Below are 22,490 nucleotides of genomic sequence, written 5' to 3' on the forward strand. Positions count from 1 at the left end.
GAAATGAAAAAAGCATTGAAAAACACGATTGCTGCCTTGTTGTTGGCAGTTCCCATGAGTATGGCGAATGCAAGTGGCGGCGGTCATTACGAACACGTTGAATTGAACCCTCGCGACCAAGTGAGTTTGCAACGCGGCGCACAAATTTTTGTGAACAACTGCTTGTCTTGCCACTCGGCTTCCATGATGCGTTTCAATCGTTTGAAAGACATCGGTTTGACCGAAGATGAAATCAAGAAAAATCTGATGTTTACCACCGATAAAGTGGGCGATGTGATGCAAGCGCACATGAAACCTGCCGATGCGAAAAAATGGTTTGGTGCTGCGCCACCTGATTTGACTTTGATTGCCCGTTCGCGTGGTTCGGACTACATTTACGCTTATCTGCGCGGTTTCTACAAAGACCCCACACGCCCAACGGGTTGGAACAATGTGGTGTTTGACAAAGTGGGTATGCCCCATGTGTTGTGGGAACAACAGGGCGTGCAAGCGGTTAAATTGGACGAAAACGGTCAGCCTATTTGGAAAGATGATGGTCATGGTGGCAAAACCCCTGATTTGTATTGGGAAAGCACGGGCAAATTGACCCGCATGACCAAAGACGGCAAAGTGATTACCGCCGATTACGATGATTATGTGCGCGATTTGACCAATTTTATGGCGTATATGGCTGAACCTGCACAGGTTCAACGCAAACAAATTGGTTATGTTGTGTTGATTTTCTTGTTTGCGGTAATGTTGCCATTGGCGTATTTCTTGAAAAAAGAATTTTGGAAAGACGTTCACTAATCTTTTGTGGGCATAAAAGGCTGCCTGAAAACCTGAAATGGGGTTTTCAGGCAGCCTTTTTGTGTTTTTTGGGCTGAAAAAGCTGCCTGAAAACAAAGATAATCGGTTAAAATATGCCCCTTTGAATTTTTTAAAATCACACAAAATTATGTTTAAAGCGATTGAAAAATACCGTACGCCTGCACAAGTGGTGTTGGGTTTAATCGGTATCTCGTTTATTGGATTTGGTATTGCGGGCTTTCAGGGCGGGGCAGACAATCAATACATTGTGCGAGTAGGCGACCAGCGCATTACACGTTATCAATTGGACGAAGCGATTCGCAATACCGAACAATCGGGCGGTGTGGCAAATCGCCAAGCGGTTTTTGAAACATTGCTCAATCAAGCCTATTTGTTGGAAGGGGCGAAAAAATTGGGCATTGTGGTTTCTGATGAGCAAATCAAGCAAATGATTGTGGACAATCCACAATTTCATGACGCAAGCAAAAAGTTTGACCCCAATTTGTTCAAGCAGGCTTTGGAACAAGCGCACATCAGCGAGGCGCGTTTTATGCAAATGGAGCGCGAACGCTTGCTGACGGTGGGTTTGTTGCAAGCCCTTAATGCGAATGTGGTTTCCGATTATCAGGCTGCCCAAGCACTCAATGCGACTTTTGCGGCGCGTGTGATGCGCAGTGCGCCTGTTGCGCCACAAAATTTCATTGGCAAAGTGAACAGCAGCGATACAGAATTGCAAAAATTTTATGATGCCAATAAGAAAAATTATGTTTTACCACAAGCGGTTAAATTTGAATACATCAAATTGTCTGCCCAAAATTTGTTGGACAAGCAAACGGTAAGCGATGATGAATTGAAACAGGCTTTTGAAGCGCAAAAAGGCAATGTGCCAAGCAAACGCCGGATTGCCCACATTTTGTTCAATGCCCCAGCCTCTGCTGACGCGGACACGAAAGCCAAAGCCAAGGCGCAAGCGGAAAAAGTGGCGGCTGAGTTGCAGCAAAATCCCAGCCAATTTGCGGCGTTGGCAAAACAGCATTCGCAAGATTCAGGCAGCGCGAGCAAGGGCGGCGATTTGGGCGAATTTTCGCAAAATGGCGGTTTGGGCAGCAAGGCTTTGGAAGATGCGGCTTTTGCTTTGGAAAAAGGCGCGGTGAGCGGCGTGGTGGAAACGGATTTTGGCTATCACATTGTTCAAGTTACCGATATTGTGTCGGGCGACAGCTTTGAAGCGCAAAAAGCCAGCCTGAAAAAGCAAATTCAGGAACGCAAAGCCCAGCAAGCATTGGGTCAGTTGAGCAATGAATTGGGACAATTAACTTTTGACAACCCCAATGATTTGAAGTCGGCTGCCGAGAAAAAAGGCTTAACAACACAATCAGATGGCGAATGGCTGACACGCGCCAATGCGGCGGAACGCAAAATCCCCAATGCGGTGGTGGAGGCTTTGTTCAGCGATGAAGTGTTTGCGAAAAAACACAATTCAGATGCGATTTCTGTGAATGGCGAAACGTGGTTTGTTCGCGCCACCGAAACGCGCAATGAAACCACCCAGCCTTTGAGTGAAGTGCGCGAGCGCGTGAAAGACGATTGGGTAAACAGCGAAAGCACCCGTTTGGCGCGTGAAGCGGCGAAAAAGGATTTGGCGGATTTACAGGCTGGCAAATCGGTGGATTTGGCATGGTCGCCCACGCAAGAGTTGGTGCCTGCTGCGGCAAAACAGGCTTTGCCGCCTGAAGTTTATGCGGAATTGATGAAGGCGGTGCCGAAAAATGGCAAACCTGCTTATGCTTTTGTGGAATGGTTGGGCGTGCCACAAATCATTGAAGTGCAAAGCATTAAGTCCATTTCGCACGATGAAAAATCGCTGAAAGATGTGAAACAAACTTTGGCGCAAATCAGCAGCAATGATTTGATTTTGGCGTTCATCAACAGTTTACGCAGCGAAGTGAAAACCAAAGAGGGCATAGAGCGCGTTTCAGACAGCGAGAGCGAGTCCGCCAAATAAAAAATGTGAACTTGGGATAAGTAACTTTTTTATTTTTAAAAACTTTAATTTTGTAGGGCAGCGAAAGGCTGCCTGAAACCCCAATCACAAGGAAAATACCCCATGAGTGAAACACCAGAAGAATGGGTCAGCAAAACCGCCAAGAAAAAAGAAATGAACGAATTGCAAGATTTGGGCATGGCTTTGACGAAATTGTCCGACCAAACCATCAAAAAAATCGGTTTGCCCGAAGATTTGTTGCAGGCGATTAAGGATTACAAAAAAATCACGTCCAATGGCGCAACCAAACGCCAAGCGCAATACATCGGGCGATTGATGCGCGACCTTGACCCCACGCCCATACGCGAATTTTTGGCAAAATTAAGTGGCGAAAATCAAGCACATAATGCCTTTTTGCAGCGCGTGGAGCAAATGCGAAGTCGCCTGATTGCCAGCGATGACGCGCTCACACAATTTATGGTGGATTATCCCCATGCCGATGTGTCGGTGCTGCGCACGCTGATTCGCAACACGCGCAAGGAGCAGGAACAAAACAAACCGCCTAAAAATTTCCGTGCTTTGTATCAGGAAATCAAAAATGCCATGCAAAGCCAGCCTGAAAACGATGATTTTGAAGAGAATGAATCCGAATGAATGTCAATGACCCTGCTTACAGCGAATTTGTCCGCACCGCCGTTTTGACGCAAACGGTGTACACCTTGCAAGACCAACAAGGCTTGTTTGCCGAATGCCCATCGGAAAGCTATCAAGATGATTTTGGCGAACCCACGCCCGTTTATTGCTTTTGGCATCATGCGGATACGGCGCGTTCGTGCCAGCAGGAAGAATGGGCAAATTATGAGTTGATAGCCGTTTCATTAACCGATTTCATGTATGAAATTTTGATTGAAATGGACCAGCAAGAACAATTACTCGGTGTGGCATTTGATGCCGAATTGTATGGCAGCGAAGTAGAACCCATTGAATTATTAGGCGATTTGCTGGACGAAATTCAACGCCGCAATATGATAGACGATTTTCCCGATTTTGATGAATTGCAACGTTATCGCTTGGAATGGGAACAAATGTTGCGCCAAAATCAAATTATTCACTAGGGGCTAATGACAATTTGGGCGCGAAGTTGGTTTTTCAGGCAAACACCGCTTCGCTGTCAAATTCAAGGAAAAAATGCGAGTCAATGCCACCCATTGGCGAGTATTTTTGACGCAGAAGTTGGCGATTTTGATGAAAAAACAATCGCGAAACGAATTGTCATTAGCCCCTAGTGATGGCTTTTCAGGCAGCCTGAAACCTTTTTCCAACCTTATTTTAATGAAAAAATATCATGAATACTTCCGAATTAAGACAAAAATTCCTGCAATTTTTTGAATCCAAAGGACACCAAATCGTTTCATCGTCCAGCCTTGTGCCGCACGATGACCCCACCTTGCTGTTTACCAACGCAGGCATGAACCAATTTAAAGACGTGTTTCTCGGCTTTGACAAACGCGATTACAACCGCGCCACCACCGCCCAAAAATGCGTACGCGCAGGCGGCAAACACAATGATTTGGAAAACGTGGGCTACACCGCGCGCCACCACACCTTTTTTGAAATGTTGGGCAATTTCAGCTTTGGTGATTATTTTAAACAGCAAGCCATTCATTTTGCTTGGGAATTTCTCACTTCGCCCGAATGGTTGAATCTGCCCAAAGAAAAATTGCTCGCCACCGTGTATGCCGAAGACGATGAAGCCTACAACATTTGGCACAATGAAATCGGCTTGCCTGCCGAAAAAATCATCAGAATTGGCGACAACAAAGGCGGTCGCTACGCATCAGACAATTTCTGGCAAATGGGCGACACAGGTCCTTGCGGCCCTTGCACCGAAATTTTCTACGACCATGGCGAACACATTTGGGGCGGCGTACCCGGTAGCGCGGAAGAAGATGGCGACCGCTACATTGAAATTTGGAACAATGTGTTCATGCAATTCAACCGCGATGAACAGGGCAATATGCACCCCTTGCCCAAACCCAGCGTGGACACTGGCATGGGCTTGGAGCGCATGGCGGCGGTGTTGCAACACGTTCACAGCAATTATGAGATTGATTTGTTTCAAAATTTGCTCAAAGCGGTGGCGCGTGAAACCCACACCCCATTCAGCATGGGCGTACCCAGCCTGAAAGTGATTGCCGACCACATTCGCTCTTGCTCATTTTTGATTGCCGATGGCGTGTTGCCCAGCAATGAAGGGCGTGGCTATGTGTTGCGCCGCATCATTCGCCGTGCCGTGCGACACGGTTACAAATTGGGTCAAAAACAGCCGTTTTTCTACAAACTTGTCCCTGATTTGGTTCAAGAAATGGGCGATGCCTACCCCGAATTGCGCGAAAAACAAACGCAAATCATGGACGCTTTGCGTGGCGAAGAAACCCGTTTTGGCGAAACATTGGAAAAAGGCATGGGTTTGTTGGAAAACACGCTTTCAGGCAGCCTGAAACGTTTGGACGGCGAAATCATCTTCAAATTGTACGATACCTACGGCTTTCCCTATGATTTAACAGCCGATATTTGCCGCGAACGCGACATTGAAATGGACGAAGACGGTTTCAACCGCGAAATGGAAGCCCAACGCGCCCGCGCTCGCGCTGCCCAAAACTTCAAAGCCAACGTGCAGTTGCACTACGATGGCGCAGAAACCCAATTCACAGGCTACACCGAACGCGAAGGACAAGCCACCGTTTTGGCGATTTTCAAAGACAACGAAAGCGTGAACGAATTGCGTGATGGAGAAAACGGCATTATCGTGTTGGACAAAACGCCATTTTATGCCGAAAGTGGCGGTCAAGTGGGAGATGTGGGCAATTTAATTGCCAATAATGTGCAATTTGAAGTCAAAGATACCCAAAAAATCAAAGCCAGCGTGTTTGGACACATCGGCACATTGGTTTCAGGCAGCCTGAAAGTGGGCGACACCATTACCGCACAAGTGAACAACGCCATTCGTGAACAAATCACGAAAAATCACAGTGTTACCCACTTAATGCACCAAGCCTTGCGCGAAGTGTTGGGCAATCATGTTGAGCAAAAAGGTTCTTTGCAAAATGCCGATTTAACGCGCTTTGACATTTCCCACAACCAAGCGATGACCGCAGAGCAAATCATTGAAGTTGAAAGAAAAGTCAATTTTGCCATTATGCAAAACGTGCCTGTGAAAGTGGAAACCATGTCGTTGGAAGACGCACAAAAAACAGGCGCAATGATGTTGTTTGGCGAAAAATATGGCGAATTTGTGCGCGTGGTGATGATGGACGAATTTTCCACCGAATTGTGTGGCGGCACGCACGTTGCACGGACGGGCGAAATCGGCTTGTTCAAAATCATCAGCGAAAGCGGCATTGCGGCAGGCGTGCGCCGTGTGGAAGCCATTACAGGCATGAAAGCGGTGGAATTTGTGCAAAATCAAGAAGTTTTGCTGAAAAACATTTATGCCGAAGTGAAAGCACAAGGTGAGAAAGACGTTTTGAGCAAAATCCAAACCAATGCCAAGACTTTGAAAGATTTGGAAAAATCTTTACAGGCAGCCAAAACCGAATTGGCGGTACACGCAGGCGCGAAATTGCTGGACAAAGCGCAAGATTTGGGCGTGGCACGTTTGGTGGTGGCGCAAATTGACGCGGACGCAGGTGCATTGCGCGACATCGTGGGCGATTTGACGGGCAAAGGCGACAATATTGTCGTGTTGCTGGCAAGCGCGAACGATGACAAAGTGGCATTGTGTGCGGGCGTATCCAAACCTTTGACACAAAAGGTAAAAGCAGGAGATTTGGTGAAATTTGTCGCGGAACAAGTGGGCGGTAAAGGTGGCGGTCGTCCTGATTTGGCGCAGGCTGGTGGTTCGGATGTGGCGAAACTGGCTGGTGCGTTGGCGAGTGTTGAGGGTTGGGTTAAATCGTTGATTTAATTTGATTTGAAAATTCAGGCTGCCTGAAAGGTTGTGGAAATGGCTTTTCAGGCAGCCATTTTAATAAATGGATTTAGTTAGAAAGTAAAAAATGAAATTATCGCAAATTTTAAAAGACAGCAATTACCAATTAACCCAATTTACCCAAGAACATATTACAAAATTGGAACAGAGCATTGTGCTTAAATACAGTAAAAATGGTGATGTGCCTTATGCACAATGTTTGGTTCGCAAAAAAGAAATCAAATTAACACCCGAAGAAACCGTTCGTCAGCTTTATTTACTGAAATTGCACAATGAATATGGCTATCCCTATGAACGCATGGAATTGGAATATTCGGTGGTTTTTGGGCGTGAGAAAAAGCGTGCCGATATTGTGATTTTTGATAAGGATATGCCAAATAGCGTTTACATTATGGTGGAGCTGAAAAAGCCAAAACTCAAAGATGGTAAAGAACAACTCAAATCCTATTGTAATGCGACAGGTGCGCCTATTGGTGTGTGGACAAATGGCGATAGCATTTCCTATTACAACCGCCGAGACCCCAATTATTTTAAAGACATTCCCAATATTCCAAGCGTTCACGAAAAATTGTCTGATATTTTGCAAGAACGCTGGACGATTGATGATTTAATTAAAAATGACAAAATCGCCACACAACGAAAATCACTAAAAGATTTGGTGATTGAAATGGAAGATGAAGTATTAGCAAATGCTGGTGTGGATGTTTTTGAAGAATTATTCCAACTCATCTTTACCAAACTTTATGATGAAATGGAAAGTACCAGAAATAAAAGTCGCCATTTGGAATTTCGCAATTATGGCGATACCGAAAGCGAATTAAAAAGCAAAATTCAAGCTTTGTTTGACAAAGCCAAAAAGAAATGGAAAGGCGTATTTGAAGAAAGTAGCAAAATTAGTCTTTCACCTTCACATTTGGCGATTTGTGTATCGTCATTGGAAGAAGTTAAATTATTCAATTCCAATCTTGATGTGGTGGATGAAGCCTTTGAGTATTTGATTAACAAATCCAGCAAAGGCGAAAAAGGACAGTATTTCACGCCACGCTATGTGATTGATATGTGTGTCAAAATGCTAGACCCCAAACCGTCTGAAACCGTGATTGACACGGCGGCAGGCAGTTGTGGTTTCCCTGTTCACGCCATTTTTCATGTTTGGGAAAAACAGCTTAAAAAAAAAGGTTTGGAGCGTTCCCATTTATTTACTGCCGAAGAAAAGCTGCCTGAACAATTGGATTATGTACAAGAAAAAGTGTTTGCCATTGATTTTGATGAAAAAGCAGTGCGTGTCGCTCGTACTTTAAACTTAATCGCAGGTGATGGGCAAACCAATGTTTTACATTTAAATACACTGGATTATGAACGTTGGGGCGATAATACCAAAGATGAAAATTGGATGAAAATCTATGGTAACGGCTGGTGGAAACTAGAAGAATTACGTAAAACAAAAAATGAAAATCGCGATTTTCAATTTGATGTGCTGATGGCAAATCCCCCTTTTGCAGGCGATATTAAAGAAACCCGAATTCTTGCCCGTTATGAACTGGGTAAAAATAGCAAAGGCAAACAACAATCCAAAGTCGGGCGAGATATTTTGTTTATTGAACGCAATTTGGATTTTTTAAAAGACGGTGGGCGAATGGCGATTGTCTTGCCACAAGGTCGTTTTAATAATTCTAGCGATAAATACATTCGTGATTTTATTGCCGAGCGTTGCCGTATTTTGGCGGTGGTGGGGTTGCATGGTAATGTATTTAAACCGCATACAGGCACCAAAACATCAGTGTTGTTTGTACAAAAATGGCACGATGAATTATGCCCCAAAGTAGATGATTACCCCATTTTCTTTGCAACCATGCAAAGCCCAAGTAAGGACAATTCAGGCGACAAAATCTATGTCAAAGATACAGACGGTACACCAATACTAGACAGTCATGGACATTTAATTGTGGCTCATGATTTGTTTAATCATGATGGTGTTACCCAAGATGGTATTGCCGAAGCCTTTTTAGAATTTGCCAAAAAGGAAAAATTGTCTTTTGTGGGAAAGGATTAAGCCCATTTGATAATGCCAAATATCAGGCATTGTTAAATGGGCTGGAAGTGAGTGAGATTTTATTTAGTGAGGTTTTAAAAGATAATGATAACAGCAGAATTGATTCAGAATATTTCAAAAAAGAATTTTTAAACTTCTTTAAAAACATTCCCAACTTAAGAAATCTATCTGAATTTGTATTGGATGGTTATCGTGTAGTTTACGAAAATACAAAAATTATAGATAGCGAAGTTGCACAAGAGAAAGATTGTCCCATTTTCTTGCAAGCAACTGATTTGGCAACACCATTCATAAGAGCTGATAACTTTTCTTATGTAGATAATCAAGATTGGGAAAGATATGTAAAAGGTAGAATAAAATCTGGTGAAATTTTAATAGAAGTCAAAGGTAAAGTTGAGAAAGTAGCAATTGTGCCAAACGACTTTCCAGACAAGACCTTGGTTTCAGGCAGTCTTTATAAAATGACTGTTAATGAAAAAATTAGCAAATATGTATTGCTAACTTATTTAATTTCAAAATACGGAACGGCTTTTAAAAATAGATATAAGACAAATTTACTCATTTCTTTTATTAGTAAACCTGATTTATATCGTATTCCAGTACCTAATTTTTCATCAGAACTGCAAAATAAAATTGACAGTATGTTTATCAATATTTTTAAAAGTCAAAAACAATCAGAAATTTTATATAAAGAAGCCGAAACCCTATTATTAGAACATCTGGGTTTAAAGGACTTTCAGGCAGCCTGTAAACCTGTGAATATTAAATCTTTAAAAGATAGCTTTTTACAAACGGGCAGATTGGATGCGGAATATTATCAACCCATTTATGAATTGTTGAAAAATCATATTTTTTCACATTCTAATGGTTTTGCAAAATTGGGCGATGTTTGTCGTTTAAATGATGAAAATTACACCCCAAAAGATAATCAAGAATATGATTATATTGAATTGTCCAATATTGGAAAATCGGGTGAAATCACAGGTTCAACTCGTGCTTTGGGCAAAGAGTTGCCTTCTCGTGCCAGACGAAAAGTACAAGCCAATCAAGTGATGATTTCTAGTATTGAAGGTTCATTGCAAAGCTGTGCGATTGTGCCAGCACATTATGATAATGCGTTATGCTCAACAGGATTTTATGTTTTATCATCGGATAAAATCAATGCAGAAACTTTATTGGTTTTGTTTAAATCGTCTTTAATGCAACAGATTTTAAAGAAAAATTGTTCAGGAACGATTTTGACGGCAATTAATAAGGAGGAGTTGTTAAATATTCCACTACCAATTATTGATGAAAAAATCCAAACCCAAATCGCTGAATTTTTACGCCAAAGCAATGACTTACGAGAACAAGCCACGCAATTATTAGCTCAAGCTAAGTCCAATGTTGAGTTAGAAATTGAAAATATTTCATTAAATATCAATAACTTACAAGATTGTGGGGGGGGTAAATCCTGCTAAGCATTTAATTTTATTGGAAAAATCCCTATATTTTGCACGATTGGCAGAATGGACTTTGCTGGAAAATATGCTTTTCAGGCAGCCTGAAAATGTATCGGTACAATCATTTAGCCAATCTTTTGGGGTAAGCGGTCGCCTTGATGCGGAATATTACCAGCCAAAATTTGAGCGATTATTGCAAAAATTAAAACAACACAATCATAAAACATTGGGTGAATTGGTTGATTTGCAAAAGTCGGTAGAAGTTGGGTCGGAAAATTATCGTGATGAAGGTTTACCTTTTGTGCGTGTATCGGATTTTTCCAAATTTGGGATTAGCCAAACGGATAAGTTTGTCAATCCTGTGGATTTTGCCGACATCATTCGTCCCAAAAAAGACACAATTTTGTTGTCAAAAGACGGAACGGTGGGCATTGCTTACCGTGTGCCGTCTGATTTGGAGATGATTACTTCTGGGGCGATTGTGCATTTGTCATTGAAAACGGATGAAATTTTGCCTGATTATTTGGCATTGGTGCTGAATTCGCAAGCGGTGCAACTGCAAGCCGAACGAGATGCAGGTGGTTCTATTATTCAGCATTGGAAACCATCTGAAATTTTGGAAGTGGTAATTCCGATTTTGCCCAAAGATATTCAAGAAATCATTGCTGATAAAGTGGTACAAAGTTTTGCTTTGAAAAAACAAAGCGAAGATTTACTGAATCAGGCAAAAAGCTTGGTTGAAATGGAGATTGAACGCATGAATTAAAACAAACTCCCCTGCCTTTCCATCTCAATATTTGGCGTTTTGACAGCAAGCCCCCATTCCACCAAATACCCCTTCAAAATCAAAATCGCAATATTGTCAAAAGAATGGTTTGGTATTGATTGAGCTAGCTAAATCAAGCTGCCTGAAAAGTTGTGTTTTACTTTTCAGGCAGCTTAAATATCACAGCCATACGATTGACACTCATCAAAATGAGAAAGGACTTGGTTAAAAAACCAAGTCCTTTAAATTTTTGGTCGGAGTGAAAGGATTCGAACCTTCGACCCCTTGCACCCCATGCAAGTGCGCTACCAGGCTGCGCCACACTCCGACTCAATCAAGAAACAAATTATAGTACTGTTTTTGTCAGTTGGCAAGCATTTTTTCTATTTTGACCAACATTTTTTCCAATTCATCGCGCAACTCATCGGTTTCAATGGCAGGATTACCTTGTGCATCAAACAGTTGTTGTCCAAATGAATCGGCAATGCCGTGTTGTAATTGACGGATTTTAATCACGTCCAAACGGGTAAAATAATTGCCGCCTTTGCCAATAATGCTGCCTTCTTGACGTTGCCATTGTGCCAATTGTTCTGGCTCAACTTGTGCCAATTCACACACTTCTCGCAATGAAAAATAGCGTTTGGCGGGCAAGGGGGGCAATGACCAATCAACGTTGTTTATCATAGTAATGCTCCACCATGCCTTTTAATTTTTGGCTGGCATGGAACGTTACCACACGGCGTGCGGAGATGGGTACTTCTTCGCCTGTTTTGGGGTTGCGACCTGGGCGTTGTTTTTTATCGCGCAATTGGAAGTTGCCAAAACCTGAAATTTTGATTTCTTCGTTGCTTTCCAAAGTAATGCGGATTTCTTCAAAAAATAACTCAACGATTTCTTTTGCGTCATTTTTGCTGATGCTGCTTACTTTTTCCACCAAAATATCGGCTAATTCTGCTTTGGTCAATGTCATTTTAGAGTACCTTTTATGGGTTAAAAAGAAAAATAAGCGCGAATTATGCTGAATAATTTATTGCAAATCAAGTGAATAGTGAAAAAAATCTGTATTTTTTACAAAAAATGCGGCGTTGGGGGCTTTTTCAGGCTGCCTGAATGGTTTTTGGGGGGTAAAAATGCGCTTTTTGGGCGATTTTATGGGCAAAATGGTGCAAATAATCGGGTTTGGCATAAAAAGGGGAAAATGGCTCATTGGCACATTTTCCCCAAGTTGTTGTTTCAGGCTGCCTGCAATTATTTAAATTGCACTTGATGGCGTTTTAAGGTTTTCAATAAAACTTTGTGTTTTTTGTTTTTTAACCAGCTTTCGTGCCAAATTTCACGCGCTTTGGCTTTGTCGCCCAGCACCCAATACACTTCGCCCAAATGCGCCCCCACTTCGGGGTCGGATTCGTGTTTGTAGGCGTATTGCAAATAGGGCAGGGCGGTTTTGCTGTCGCCTTGTTTGAAATATGCCCAGCCCATGCTGTCGTTGATGGCGGCATTTTCGGGGTCTTTTTGATAGGCTTTTTTGATTAACGCAAAGCCTTCGTGCAAATTGTTGCCATATTCTAGCAGGCTGTATCCCAAAGCATTCAATGCGTTAGATGAATCGGGATTGTTGGCATAATAGCGGCGCAAATCTGCCAAGCCTTTTTCCACCTGATTGAGTTCGTCCAAATAAAGCAAACCGCGATGATACAGGGCATTATCGTAAATGCTTTGGTTTTCTTCATCGTCAAGATTGCTTTGGCTTTGCTTGATAATGCGGTTGATTTCCCACATTTTTTTCTGTACAGGCAGGCTGCTTTTGCTCAACGCAAACAGATAAAACGTCTGATAATGATGGCGACCCAAAATTTTGCTGGACGTTAAACCCTGTTTTTGCACTTGTGTGTTGATGTCCAGAATTTCTTGCCATTTTTCTTCTTCGCCTAATTGTGCCATTTGCATGATGTGGCGGTCTAGCGCGTATTCGGGGGCGGTAATGCGTTCAATCCAAAGGTTAATTTGGGCTTTGTCTTGTTTTGCGTCCATCAAACTTTGCGCGGCTAAAATGGCGATGTGCGATTTTTCAGCCAGCGTTTTGCTGTTTTGATAGGCTTTGTTGAAATGCGACAAGGTTTCCTGCCACGGATTGCGTTCTTGAAACGACAACACAGCCGCCCTTAAAGCAAAATTTTGTTCGGGATAACGCTCTGCCAGTTGCTGCAATTTGGCATAGGCTTGGGCGGTTTGCTTGTTTTGAATCAGGTTTTCCAATTCCAATTCTTGCCAAGTGAGGGGCAGATTTTGCGTGTTGATGCTGCTGAAAAATTCGCCCAACAATTTGGGGTTATCGCGCACCGCCACCGAGAGCGCAAGGCGTGTGGCTTCTGATAAGTCGCTGTCTATTTTGGCTAAATTTTGCAAAGATTGAATCGCACGCGCATTGCGTTTCGCAGCAATATTGAACAGCAAATCGCTGATTTGCGCCTCTATCCATTCAGGCTGCTGGCTGGCGGCTTGGGCAACCGCATCGTAAGTGGCGGCAACCAAACCGCGTTGATTCACACTCGTTTGCGCCAAATGCAAGAAAATGTTTCGCCCCTGTTTTTCGTCCGATTCGCTCAAAACCGCAGGCAAATGTTCCGCCACATAAGCATAATCGCCCGAATACAAAGCACGCAACCAAGCCATGCGGCGCAAAGCAGGGCTGGATTCAGGCTGCACTTTTTGCCATTGTTTGAAAAGCTGTTCGGCGGCGGTGTACGATTTATTGTCAATCGCCAATTCCATGGCGCGTTCTGCCACTTGGGGCGAACGGGTTTTGTTGAACACATCAATATAAGTATTGATTGCCAAAGCATTTTGTCCGCGCGACCACGCAATTTCCGCGCCTGTGAGCGTGAAAATGTGTTGGGCGTTTTGCACGATTTGGGTGCGGCGTTGTTCATCAGCCAATTTTTCGGCAGCCGAAAGCGAAGCGCGGTGCCCACCTGTGTTGGGGTAGTGGATTTTGTCGTTGGTTGCCCAAGCACTTATGGGGCTGAACAGCAAAACAAAAGCAGCGCAAATCGGACGCAAACGGCGTGTGAACAACATCATTATCGGTTTTCCTAAAATTTCAAAATAAGACAAAACAAAAGGGCGTACTTTAACATAAATGGTGTGAAAACAACAGAATATGCAAAAGCATGGCGTTGCGCCGCCATACCCACGCTTTGGGTGGCTGGCGGCTCAACGATACTGGCACCACAACGCCCACAAACGCAAGCGGCGAAAATCATTTTCAGGCAGCATATCGGGCAAAACGCATTGCCAAATGGTGCGATTTTCGCATTGCCAGCGCAAAAAACAGACGTGGCGCGAAATCAGGCTACCTGAACGCAAATTTGCCTCAACGGTTTGATTTTGTATGGTTAAATAAGCCACATCATCTTGCACATCAAGGTGTTGCACAAAATGGGGTGATTCGCGCCAAGCCCACGCGCCACTTATGCCGATTGCCGCCAACAAAACAAGGCGCACAGTGCCAAAATGAAACGCCATCACGCACCCCATCAAGCACATCGTCAAAAACACCATTCCCATTTTGCGCCAACGCGATGGCACAAAAGCTGCCTGAAAAGCGTTCATCGCATATTGTCTATCACATTGCTGATGTTGAATTGGGCTTCTTCCAAATCCAGCACATTGTCGTGGATTTCCAATTCAAAAAATTGCCAAAAGGCTTGCAAACTCATGTCTTTGGGATATTGTTTGGGGTCAATTTCCCAGCTTGCCAATTCGGCGGCGAAGATGTTTTCGTAGCGGTCGTCAAAATAGGCGATGACCTGTTCGGGTTCGTCAAATTGTGGCACGAGAAACACATTGCAATTCGCGCGAAGTTGCTCCAAAGTCAAATCGGGAAAATCATCATCGCTTTGTTTGAGCCATGTTAAAAATACGGCGGTGGGTTTTAACACAACTGCGGTTCTATCAACAAAATACATTTTTTGCTCCCAAAATGCGGTTTCAGGCAGTCTGATGATTGACTGTAACCTGTCCCCTCCCCTGCTGGCGGGGGAGGGTTAGGGTGGGGGTAAGACTTGGGCTTTAACCATCACATGAACTGTATTGCCAAGATTTTTCCCCCTCCCCAACCCTCCCCCGCAAGCAGGGGAGGGAGCAAGTTGCTGGTACATTTTTTCAGGCTGCCTGAAACCGTGTTTTTTAATCTTGAACGTCCAACAATTCCACTTCAAAAATCAAGGTTGAATTGGCGGGAATCACACCCGCAATCGCGCGTGCGCCATAGCCCATTTCAGGCGGAATGGTTAATTTGCGTTTGCCGCCCACTTTCATGCCGTTGAAACCTTCGTCCCAGCCACGAATCACTTGACCCACACCCAAAGTAACGCTAAATGGTTGATTGCGGTCAAGGCTGCTGTCAAATTTCGTGCCGTCTGTGAGCCAGCCTGTGTAGTGGACGGTGATGTATTTGCCTTTAACGGCTTCGGCACCGTTGCCAACAAGCAAATCTTCAATGATTAAATTCATGATTTTTTTTCCTTATTTCGGTTTACAAAAAAACAAACTATTTGGGGTAATGCGCGTCCAGTTGCGGCAAAATGCGCGCAAACAAAAAACCATGCCACGCCCACGCCAATAAAATGGACACCAATAAATCAATCGGATAGTGCATACCCAATTTCACGCGACTGTATGATACTGCCGCCGCCCAAATCGTTAAAATGGGCAGCAAGACACTTTTGCTCCAACGCGGTAAAAGCCCAACAAACAACAATAACCACGATACCGCAAAAATCGTATGCCCAGACGGAAAGGAAAAGCCTCTTTCTGCTGTAAGCAGATATTCCGCAAGTGGTGGTGTGAAACTTTCTTGAATGGCTTGGGTTTGAACGTTTTCAGGCAGCCTGTAAAACGAATTGGCTTTATAGCCCATAAATGGCAAAGTATTTTGATTCAAATAAACCACATAGGGACGTGGCGCTTGGGTCATTTGTTTGAGTGCCGATTTGGCAAATTGCGTGCCGCCAACCGATAAAAGACACATCAGCACAATCGTTTGCCAAGCATGGTGTCGCCAACAAAGCAACAACAGCAACACACCCAATAATGCTGCCATACCCACCGCATTGGGGAATGAACCCGTTTGCGTAATGGGGATAAGCAAAGTCAATTCAAAAGAGGGCAAATCCACATAATGGGTTGTGAAATGGCTTTCAAATTCCCACCATGTGTAACCCGTACACCAAATCTGTAACGGCACAAGCAACATCAATATGCTGAACAATGCAATTTGGATTGGCATGGGCATACGCGGCAAAACCCCATTCCACTTTGTCATATCACACCGACACTTCCGCCTTAATGTGTGGGTGCGGCTCATAATCGCGCAATGCGAAATCATCAAATTGAAACGCGAAAATGTCTTTCACATTTGGGTTGATGTGCATTTCAGGCAGGCTTTTGGGCGTACGCGATAATTGCAAACGCGCCTGTTCAAAATGATTGCGATACAAATGCGCATCGCCCAGCGTATGCACAAATTCGCCCACTTGCAAATCACAAACTTGCGCCACCATCATCGTCAAAAGCGCGTAGCTGGCAATATTGAACGGCACGCCCAAAAACACATCGGCACTGCGCTGATAAAGTTGGCAAGAAAGTTTGCCATTTGCCACATAAAATTGAAACAAAGCATGACACGGAGGCAAAGCCATGTCGTCCACTTCGGCAGGATTCCAAGCCGACACAATCAAACGGCGACTGTCGGGATTGCGCTTAATTTGTTGAATGAGATGGGCAATTTGGTCTATGGTTTCGCCATTTGCACCACGCCAACTGCGCCATTGTGCGCCATACACGCGCCCCAAATTGCCATTTTCATCTGCCCATTCGTCCCAAATGGAAACGTTGTTTTCTTTTAAATATTTGATGTTGGTTTCGCCACGCAAAAACCACAACAGTTCGTGAATAATGGAGCGCAAATGCAATTTTTTGGTGGTCAAAAGCGGAAAACCCGCCGCCAAATCAAAACGCATTTGATAACCAAACACCGAGCGCGTGCCAGTGCCAGTGCGGTCGGCTTTGTCTGTGCCGTTGTCCAAAATGTGTTGCATGAGTTGCAAATAGGGCTGCATGGTGGTGTCCTGATGATTTTAACGGCGCAATTATAGCCCTATTGCGGCAAATATGGGAAAATCGCGCCCATTTGAATTTGCAAAAAAGGTTTTTGGCTATGGCTTTGGATAAAGACGGCTATCGCGCCAATGTTGGCATTATCTTATTGAATGAAAACAATAAAGTATTTTGGGGCAAACGCCTGAAAGAAAACTCATGGCAATTTCCACAAGGCGGCATCAAACCATCGGAAAGCGCGGAAGCCGCCATGTTTCGTGAATTGTTTGAAGAAGTGGGTTTGCAGCCCCATCAGGTGCGGATTTTGGGGCGAACGCGCGATTGGTTGCGCTACGATGTGCCACAGCATTGGGTTAAACGTGAATGGCGCGGTTCGTATCGTGGGCAAAAGCAAATTTGGTTTGCCTTGCGTTTTTTGGGGCAAGATGGCGATGTGTATTTACAGGCAGCCACGCGCCCCGAATTTGACTGCTGGAAATGGCACGATTATTGGGCAACCATTTCCGAAGTAATTGATTTTAAAAAAAATGTGTATGAAAGCGCATTGAGCGAACTGTCGCGCTTTGTGGGCGAATTGGAAAGCATGGGCGAATATCGCGGTCGCATTTTGGAAGAACGCAAAAAAGCGCGTTTGGCAGTGCAGCAAAATCAAGCGGGGCGATGAGCCGTTGCGCCAATTTATTCAAATTGCCCTGTGAAGTTTTTTGCCCGTTTCCAAAATGCCCAATGTGCGCGTTGTTTGATGTGCAAAATGCCCTGTTCGCAAATCAAGCGCATTTCAGGCAGCGTACCCGATTTGAGCGCAGACCAAATGGGGGCAAAAAAATGCGTTTCCCATTGTTGCAAAATGCGATGATAGGCAAATTCATCGCCCGTTTGCGCCGATGTGGTCAAATCGTCCAAAAACAAAGCCGTTTCGCCAAGTGGCAGATTTTTTTCTTGGCAGATTTGTTGCCACACGGTAAAACTGTATGGCGCATCGTGCAGGGGCAGGGTGGTGGCGTTTGCCCATGTGCTGCTGCTGCCGATTAACTGGGGCTGGTGTTGCAGCGTTTCATGTGTGGGCGCGTTCCACAGCCAAATGCCGTTGATGGGCGATAAGCCATTTTTTTGGCGGACTTTATTCATGGGGTGGGCGTGCAGCCACATTTGGATTTCGGTTTGCAGTTGCAGCCATGCGTTGCGATTTTGCCCCGAAGCCTGCTCGCTCAAATCGCCAGCCTGAAAACCCCAAGCGTCAAACAACATGGGCGATTGCCATTGCGGTTTTTCAGGCAGCCTGAAACGCCACAAATCCGCCCGAATGGGGGATAAAGCAAAATCGTGGCGATAAAATTCATTCAAACCATCACACAAGGATTGCGCCTCGCCCATGCCAATTTGTATGGACGCGCCATCAATCATCGTCATATTGTTCATGCCCATTTGCAGCCACACGGGGCTGGCAAAAACCTCATTTTCAGGCAGCGCAAATTTGCCACACAAATAACGCAAATAAATCTGCCCTGTGGTCAAATCGTGCGGCAACCATGTGCCAAAACGCCACATCTCATTCAAAGCCAGCAAATTCAAGGGCGGCAAATGCGCCGAAGTGGGACGCGACAACGTGGGTAAAATCAGAGTAAACATACCAGTCATGCCAACAAAAATGCGCGTATTGTAGCGTGTATTGGCGCAAAAAAAACACCTATTTTTTTACCACAACACATGCCCCCATTTTATTTTTTGTGGCGCAAGGCAGCCTGAAAACAGCCCAAATCGTCCCATTATCCGATGGCATTTGATGTGCCAAAATGTATTTTTTTGTAAATTTTGAAACAAAACAGCAAGAAAAGCGAATATAATTACCCAATTATCGTAAAAATGATGACCCATTATTTTATGACAACCCAAAATAAACCCCTACGCAAACGCCGCATGATTGCCACAGCAATCGCATTGTCATTTTCAGGATTGGCACTGGCAGCAGTCGGAAACGAAATCCCCAAATTAAGCGCCGAAGGCTACAAAATAGAACGTGTGCTACAAGAATTGCCCATGCCCAAAATCAGCGACAAACAACTGGGCAGCAGCTACTGGTATGACGAAGAAGTGCAAACAGGCGACAACTTAACTTTGGTGTTAAAACGCTTGGGTGTGAGCGAAAACAGCATTCAAAATTTCCTGAAAGAAAGCCCCATTGACACCAAAATGTTGCAACTTCGTGCAGGGCAAATCATCAGCGCGCGCGTGGATTCCACAGGCAATGTAACCGATGTTCAATTTTTCAGCGATGACGACAATGGCGAACGCAATTTGGTTGCCATTGGCAAAATCAACGGCAAATGGTCTTTGAACATTGACGATATAGACACCGAAACCATGCCCTCTTTGCGCTCGGTGGTGGTGGGCACATCATCAACAGGCTCATTGGCGCAAGCAGGCGTGCCTGTGGAAATTCGCACCAATTTGCGCGAAATTTTCAGCGATAAATTTGATTTAGATGAATTAAAACAAGGCGACAGAATCAGCATTCTGTATGAAAGCCTGTATTTTCGCGGACAAGAAATCGCCACAGGCAATATTTTGGCAGCCGAAATCACCACAAGCGGCAAAACTTACTATGGCTACTATTTTGACCATGGCGATTCAGGCGGCAATTTTTACGATGAATATGGCGAATCGCTGAAAAAAGGCTTTGACGGTCAGCCGATTGAAAGTTTCACACGCATTTCATCGCCTTATGGCATTCGTTTACACCCTGTTTTGAAAACGATTAAAATGCACACGGGCATAGACTATGCCGCCCCAGCAGGCACCAAAATCCTAGCCCCCAGCGATGGTGTGGTGAGTTTTAGCGGCTGGAAAGGCGGCTATGGCAACACCATTATGCTGACCCACGAAAACGGCATGGAAACGCTGTATGGACACATGAGTGCCTACATCAGTGGCGTGAATGTGGGTAAGCGCGTTAAGGCTGGCGATGTGATTGGTTTGGTGGGCAGCACAGGGCGTTCCACAGGACCGCATTTGCATTATGAAGTGCGGATTAACGGTCAGCACGTCAATCCCGCTACGGTGGCTTTGCCCACGCCCAAATTGGCGGCAGAAGACTTGGCTGCGCTGAAAAAATACCAACAAAAAACCAATGAAACCATGGCGGCGGTACGCGGTTTGCCTGTGATGGTTTCGCAACGCGACTAATCACAAAAATCAACAAAAAAGCAGCCTGAAACTTTTGCAAAACCCACTTGCAAGCTGACGTAGGGGCGGATTTCATATCCGCCCTTTTTTCAATTTATTGATAAAAATGAAAATTGCCACAAGCTCAAACGGGGCAGATATGAAATCTGCCCCTACGAACCGATTTTTGCAAAAGTTTCAGCCTGAAAACCAGATTGTTGGTTTTCAGGCTGCTTTTTGTGTTTTTAGAATGAAGCACTTTCTGTCAAAACGGCTTGAATCACTTCATTTGCGCCATCGTCTGCCAATTTTTTGGCAACGGCACGTCCCAGAGCGTCTGCATAGGTGGCGGGGGCTTGTGCTTGGGCGGTGAGCATGACCGAGCCATCGGGGTGCGCCACCAAGCCGTTGAGCGTCAAAATGCCGTGTTCATCGGCGGTGCAATAGGCGGCAAGTGGCACTTGGCAACTGCCGCCCAAAGCGCGTGCCAAGGCGCGTTCGGCGGTAACACAGGCGGCGGTTTTGGCATGATTGAGTGGCAACAAAATTTCTACCAAATCAACACGATGGGCGGCAATTTCTATGCCCAATGCGCCTTGTCCTGCGGCAGGCAGGCTGTCGGTGGGCGACAAAATCTCGCGGATTCGGCTGTGCAATTCAAGGCGTTCTAGCCCTGCGGCGGCGAGGATAATGGCATCATAATCGCCATTGTCCAGCTTTGCCAAACGGGTTTGCACGTTGCCGCGCAAGGGTTTGACCTGCAAATGGGGAAAACGCGCCCGAATTTGTGCTTCGCGGCGCAAACTGGACGTGCCAACCACCGCATTTTTGGGCAAATCTGCCAAGCTGTTGTATTGATTGGAAACGAAAGCGTCAAACGGATTGGCGCGTTCGCCAATTCCTACTAGTACGAAACCTTCGGGCAAATCCATTGGCACATCTTTGATGGAATGCACCGCCAAATCGGCGCGGTTTTCGTGTAGTGCGGTTTCCAATTCTTTGATGAATAAGCCTTTTCCGCCAATTTTGGACAGGGTTTTATCCAAAATTTGGTCGCCTTGGGTGGTCATGCCCAAAATGTCAATTTGGCAACTGGGATACAGGGCTTGTAATTGGGCTTGAATGTGGCGGGCTTGCCACATTGCCAATGCGCTTTCGCGGCTGGCTATGGTGAGTTTGGCTGGTGTGTTCATGATGATTTCGTTGCGATAAAAATGGTGCAAGTTTAGCATGATTTGCGGGCGGTTTCAGGTTTTCAGGCTGCCTGAATGTGCCAAAATCGGCTAAAATGCGCTTTCTTTCAATGCGATTATTGATTTTATGGATTTGGAAATTTACCTGACGCGCCATGGCGAAACCGAGTTCAACACCCAAGCGCAGTTGCAAGGTTGGGCAGATTCGCCTTTAACCGAAAATGGGCGACAAATGGCACACAATTTGGGCGAAAAATTGCGCCAATGTCATTTTCAGGCAGCGTTTTGCAGCACCTTGCCGCGCACCCAAGCCACCGCCGAATTGATTTTACAAGGCGCAAAACAGGATTTGCCCATCAATCGGGTGGCAGATTTGCGCGAATACCATTTTGGGGAATTTGAAGGCAAACCTGCCCAAATATTGTATGACGCGATTGTAGCAGCCAAAAATCTGCCCGACACGGCAACATGGTTGCATCAATATCGCCACGGCACATACAACCAAATGGCGGAAACCGCATCGCGGCTTGACCCCAGCGCGGAAACGGAAGCGCAATTTGTGGGCAGACTGTGGCGCGGCATGGGCAATGTGCTGGCAAACAGCCCCAAAAATGGGCGTGTGTTGGTGGTAACGCACGGCATGGCGATTGTGGCTTTGCTCAAAAGTTTGGACAGCAGCGCGATTTTGTACAAAAGTCCGCCCAATGCCAGCGTGTCGCGTTTGCATTTCAATGGCGAAAATTGGCACATTTTAAGTGTCGCGCAAACCGAATTTTGAAATTTCAGGCAGCGTAACAAATGGGTTTTGCCTTCGGCGACTGACTTTTTAAAAAAGTAAGCCAAATAAATGAATGCCCAACGATTTGCGTTGAAAAAAACATTTCAGGCAGCCTGAAAAAAGTCCTGAATTAAGCATTTCAAAATAGGATAATTGTAGGGTGCAACTTGTTGCACCATTTCCCTTATAAATCATGAATTTGGTGCAACAAG

The 22,490-nt window shown here is 44.9% G+C and carries 22 protein-coding genes and 1 tRNA gene; 12 read left to right on the plus strand and 11 right to left on the minus strand.

Features of this window, described 5'->3' with window-relative positions:
- Nucleotides 1-3: 3 nt before the first annotated feature.
- The 9 genes from H3L97_RS05170 (at nt 4) to H3L97_RS05210 (ending at nt 11,025) form a co-directional block, all read left to right on the plus strand.
- A complete protein-coding gene (locus H3L97_RS05170; RefSeq protein WP_097114178.1) occupies nt 4-789 on the plus strand; it encodes a cytochrome c1 in 786 nt (261 codons plus the stop codon).
- A 148-nt stretch (nt 790-937) separates the two neighbouring features.
- Nucleotides 938-2,794 (plus strand): SurA N-terminal domain-containing protein, encoded by a 1,857-nt coding sequence (locus H3L97_RS05175; RefSeq protein WP_097114204.1) that lies wholly within the window; start codon nt 938-940, stop codon nt 2,792-2,794.
- Nucleotides 2,795-2,896: 102 nt separating this feature from the next.
- On the plus strand, nt 2,897-3,427 hold the full coding sequence (gene yjgA / locus H3L97_RS05180) for a ribosome biogenesis factor YjgA (RefSeq protein ID WP_097114177.1): 531 nt from the start codon (nt 2,897-2,899) through the stop codon (nt 3,425-3,427).
- Complete coding sequence (locus tag H3L97_RS05185; protein WP_097114176.1) at nt 3,424-3,888, plus strand: DUF2750 domain-containing protein; 465 nt, start codon at nt 3,424-3,426, stop codon at nt 3,886-3,888. The genes yjgA and H3L97_RS05185 overlap by 4 nt, the downstream gene beginning before the upstream one ends.
- 73 nt (nt 3,889-3,961) lie before the next feature.
- Nucleotides 3,962-4,162: a hypothetical protein gene (locus H3L97_RS05190; RefSeq protein ID WP_182073102.1), complete on the plus strand. Its 201-nt coding sequence runs from the start codon at nt 3,962-3,964 to the stop codon at nt 4,160-4,162.
- Complete coding sequence (gene alaS / locus H3L97_RS05195; protein WP_097114175.1) at nt 4,119-6,740, plus strand: alanine--tRNA ligase; 2,622 nt, start codon at nt 4,119-4,121, stop codon at nt 6,738-6,740. The genes H3L97_RS05190 and alaS overlap by 44 nt, the downstream gene beginning before the upstream one ends.
- A 91-nt stretch (nt 6,741-6,831) precedes the next feature.
- Nucleotides 6,832-8,817 carry a type I restriction-modification system subunit M gene (locus H3L97_RS05200; RefSeq protein WP_097114174.1) on the plus strand — a complete coding sequence of 662 codons (1,986 nt, stop codon included), beginning with the start codon at nt 6,832-6,834 and terminating at the stop codon, nt 8,815-8,817.
- Between the two features lie 47 nt (nt 8,818-8,864).
- The gene (locus H3L97_RS05205) at nt 8,865-10,277 is read left to right on the plus strand and encodes a restriction endonuclease subunit S (protein WP_182073103.1); all 1,413 of its coding nucleotides are present in this window, start codon (nt 8,865-8,867) and stop codon (nt 10,275-10,277) included.
- 13 nt (nt 10,278-10,290) lie between these two features.
- Nucleotides 10,291-11,025 carry a restriction endonuclease subunit S gene (locus H3L97_RS05210; RefSeq protein ID WP_097114172.1) on the plus strand — a complete coding sequence of 245 codons (735 nt, stop codon included), beginning with the start codon at nt 10,291-10,293 and terminating at the stop codon, nt 11,023-11,025.
- Nucleotides 11,026-11,276: 251 nt separating this feature from the next.
- Here H3L97_RS05210 and H3L97_RS05215 read toward each other — a convergent pair.
- From H3L97_RS05215 to H3L97_RS05255, 9 genes are all read right to left on the minus strand, one after another.
- Nucleotides 11,277-11,353 (minus strand) — tRNA-Pro (locus H3L97_RS05215).
- A gap of 35 nt (nt 11,354-11,388) precedes the next feature.
- A complete protein-coding gene (locus H3L97_RS05220) occupies nt 11,389-11,709 on the minus strand; it encodes a hypothetical protein (RefSeq protein WP_097114171.1) in 321 nt (106 codons plus the stop codon).
- The gene (locus H3L97_RS05225; RefSeq protein ID WP_097114170.1) at nt 11,693-11,995 is read right to left on the minus strand and encodes an integration host factor subunit alpha; all 303 of its coding nucleotides are present in this window, start codon (nt 11,993-11,995) and stop codon (nt 11,693-11,695) included. Before H3L97_RS05225 ends, H3L97_RS05220 begins: the two co-directional genes overlap by 17 nt.
- A 278-nt stretch (nt 11,996-12,273) precedes the next feature.
- Entirely contained in the window at nt 12,274-14,106 is a 1,833-nt protein-coding gene (locus H3L97_RS05230; protein WP_097114168.1) for a tetratricopeptide repeat protein, read from the minus strand.
- Between the two features lie 132 nt (nt 14,107-14,238).
- Nucleotides 14,239-14,637 carry a protein YgfX gene (locus H3L97_RS05235; protein ID WP_097114167.1) on the minus strand — a complete coding sequence of 133 codons (399 nt, stop codon included), beginning with the start codon at nt 14,635-14,637 and terminating at the stop codon, nt 14,239-14,241.
- Complete coding sequence (locus H3L97_RS05240) at nt 14,634-14,993, minus strand: hypothetical protein (protein WP_097114166.1); 360 nt, start codon at nt 14,991-14,993, stop codon at nt 14,634-14,636. The genes H3L97_RS05235 and H3L97_RS05240 overlap by 4 nt, the downstream gene beginning before the upstream one ends.
- A gap of 220 nt (nt 14,994-15,213) precedes the next feature.
- Nucleotides 15,214-15,540: an FKBP-type peptidyl-prolyl cis-trans isomerase gene (locus H3L97_RS05245; protein WP_097114165.1), complete on the minus strand. Its 327-nt coding sequence runs from the start codon at nt 15,538-15,540 to the stop codon at nt 15,214-15,216.
- A gap of 37 nt (nt 15,541-15,577) precedes the next feature.
- A complete protein-coding gene (locus H3L97_RS05250; RefSeq protein ID WP_179655818.1) occupies nt 15,578-16,351 on the minus strand; it encodes a phosphatase PAP2 family protein in 774 nt (257 codons plus the stop codon).
- A gap of 1 nt (nt 16,352) precedes the next feature.
- Nucleotides 16,353-17,147 carry a thymidylate synthase gene (locus H3L97_RS05255; RefSeq protein WP_097114163.1) on the minus strand — a complete coding sequence of 265 codons (795 nt, stop codon included), beginning with the start codon at nt 17,145-17,147 and terminating at the stop codon, nt 16,353-16,355.
- Nucleotides 17,148-17,245: 98 nt separating this feature from the next.
- On the opposite strand from H3L97_RS05255, the gene H3L97_RS05260 reads away from it, so the two are divergent.
- A complete protein-coding gene (locus H3L97_RS05260) occupies nt 17,246-17,809 on the plus strand; it encodes an RNA pyrophosphohydrolase (protein WP_097114203.1) in 564 nt (187 codons plus the stop codon).
- Nucleotides 17,810-17,823: 14 nt separating this feature from the next.
- Here the strand turns inward: H3L97_RS05260 and H3L97_RS05265 are convergent, their stop codons facing one another.
- Nucleotides 17,824-18,774: a hypothetical protein gene (locus tag H3L97_RS05265; protein WP_097114162.1), complete on the minus strand. Its 951-nt coding sequence runs from the start codon at nt 18,772-18,774 to the stop codon at nt 17,824-17,826.
- Nucleotides 18,775-19,026: 252 nt separating this feature from the next.
- Here H3L97_RS05265 and H3L97_RS05270 point away from each other — a divergent pair, with 252 nt between their 5' ends.
- Nucleotides 19,027-20,328, plus strand: a complete 1,302-nt coding sequence (locus H3L97_RS05270) for a M23 family metallopeptidase (RefSeq protein ID WP_224446383.1) — start codon at nt 19,027-19,029, stop codon at nt 20,326-20,328.
- Between the two features lie 224 nt (nt 20,329-20,552).
- Here the strand turns inward: H3L97_RS05270 and hemC are convergent, their stop codons facing one another.
- Nucleotides 20,553-21,500, minus strand: coding sequence for a hydroxymethylbilane synthase (gene hemC, locus H3L97_RS05275; RefSeq protein WP_097114201.1), 948 nt, complete (start codon nt 21,498-21,500; stop codon nt 20,553-20,555).
- A gap of 127 nt (nt 21,501-21,627) precedes the next feature.
- Here hemC and H3L97_RS05280 point away from each other — a divergent pair, with 127 nt between their 5' ends.
- A complete protein-coding gene (locus H3L97_RS05280) occupies nt 21,628-22,278 on the plus strand; it encodes a histidine phosphatase family protein (protein ID WP_097114161.1) in 651 nt (216 codons plus the stop codon).
- The last annotated feature ends 212 nt before the right edge of the window (nt 22,279-22,490 follow it).

Source organism: Alysiella filiformis (genome assembly GCF_014054525.1).
In the GTDB taxonomy this organism is placed as follows: domain Bacteria; phylum Pseudomonadota; class Gammaproteobacteria; order Burkholderiales; family Neisseriaceae; genus Simonsiella; species Simonsiella filiformis.

Excerpts from the sequence above, each read along its gene's own strand:
- H3L97_RS05235 (WP_097114167.1), bottom strand. The coding sequence starts at position 14,637 with ATGAACGCTTTTCAGGCAGCTTTTGTGCCATCGCGTTGGCGCAAAATG.
- H3L97_RS05280 (WP_097114161.1), top strand. The coding sequence starts at position 21,628 with ATGGATTTGGAAATTTACCTGACGCGCCATGGCGAAACCGAGTTCAAC.
- alaS (WP_097114175.1), top strand. The coding sequence starts at position 4,119 with ATGAATACTTCCGAATTAAGACAAAAATTCCTGCAATTTTTTGAATCC.
- H3L97_RS05260 (WP_097114203.1), top strand. The coding sequence starts at position 17,246 with ATGGCTTTGGATAAAGACGGCTATCGCGCCAATGTTGGCATTATCTTA.
- H3L97_RS05250 (WP_179655818.1), bottom strand. The coding sequence starts at position 16,351 with ATGACAAAGTGGAATGGGGTTTTGCCGCGTATGCCCATGCCAATCCAA.
- H3L97_RS05170 (WP_097114178.1), top strand. The coding sequence starts at position 4 with ATGAAAAAAGCATTGAAAAACACGATTGCTGCCTTGTTGTTGGCAGTT.
- hemC (WP_097114201.1), bottom strand. The coding sequence starts at position 21,500 with ATGAACACACCAGCCAAACTCACCATAGCCAGCCGCGAAAGCGCATTG.
- H3L97_RS05220 (WP_097114171.1), bottom strand. The coding sequence starts at position 11,709 with ATGATAAACAACGTTGATTGGTCATTGCCCCCCTTGCCCGCCAAACGC.
- H3L97_RS05255 (WP_097114163.1), bottom strand. The coding sequence starts at position 17,147 with ATGCAGCCCTATTTGCAACTCATGCAACACATTTTGGACAACGGCACA.
- H3L97_RS05270 (WP_224446383.1), top strand. The coding sequence starts at position 19,027 with ATGACAACCCAAAATAAACCCCTACGCAAACGCCGCATGATTGCCACA.
- H3L97_RS05200 (WP_097114174.1), top strand. The coding sequence starts at position 6,832 with ATGAAATTATCGCAAATTTTAAAAGACAGCAATTACCAATTAACCCAA.
- H3L97_RS05225 (WP_097114170.1), bottom strand. The coding sequence starts at position 11,995 with ATGACATTGACCAAAGCAGAATTAGCCGATATTTTGGTGGAAAAAGTA.
- H3L97_RS05240 (WP_097114166.1), bottom strand. The coding sequence starts at position 14,993 with ATGTATTTTGTTGATAGAACCGCAGTTGTGTTAAAACCCACCGCCGTA.
- H3L97_RS05245 (WP_097114165.1), bottom strand. The coding sequence starts at position 15,540 with ATGAATTTAATCATTGAAGATTTGCTTGTTGGCAACGGTGCCGAAGCC.
- H3L97_RS05230 (WP_097114168.1), bottom strand. The coding sequence starts at position 14,106 with ATGATGTTGTTCACACGCCGTTTGCGTCCGATTTGCGCTGCTTTTGTT.
- H3L97_RS05185 (WP_097114176.1), top strand. The coding sequence starts at position 3,424 with ATGAATGTCAATGACCCTGCTTACAGCGAATTTGTCCGCACCGCCGTT.
- H3L97_RS05175 (WP_097114204.1), top strand. The coding sequence starts at position 938 with ATGTTTAAAGCGATTGAAAAATACCGTACGCCTGCACAAGTGGTGTTG.
- H3L97_RS05265 (WP_097114162.1), bottom strand. The coding sequence starts at position 18,774 with ATGTTTACTCTGATTTTACCCACGTTGTCGCGTCCCACTTCGGCGCAT.
- yjgA (WP_097114177.1), top strand. The coding sequence starts at position 2,897 with ATGAGTGAAACACCAGAAGAATGGGTCAGCAAAACCGCCAAGAAAAAA.
- H3L97_RS05190 (WP_182073102.1), top strand. The coding sequence starts at position 3,962 with ATGCGAGTCAATGCCACCCATTGGCGAGTATTTTTGACGCAGAAGTTG.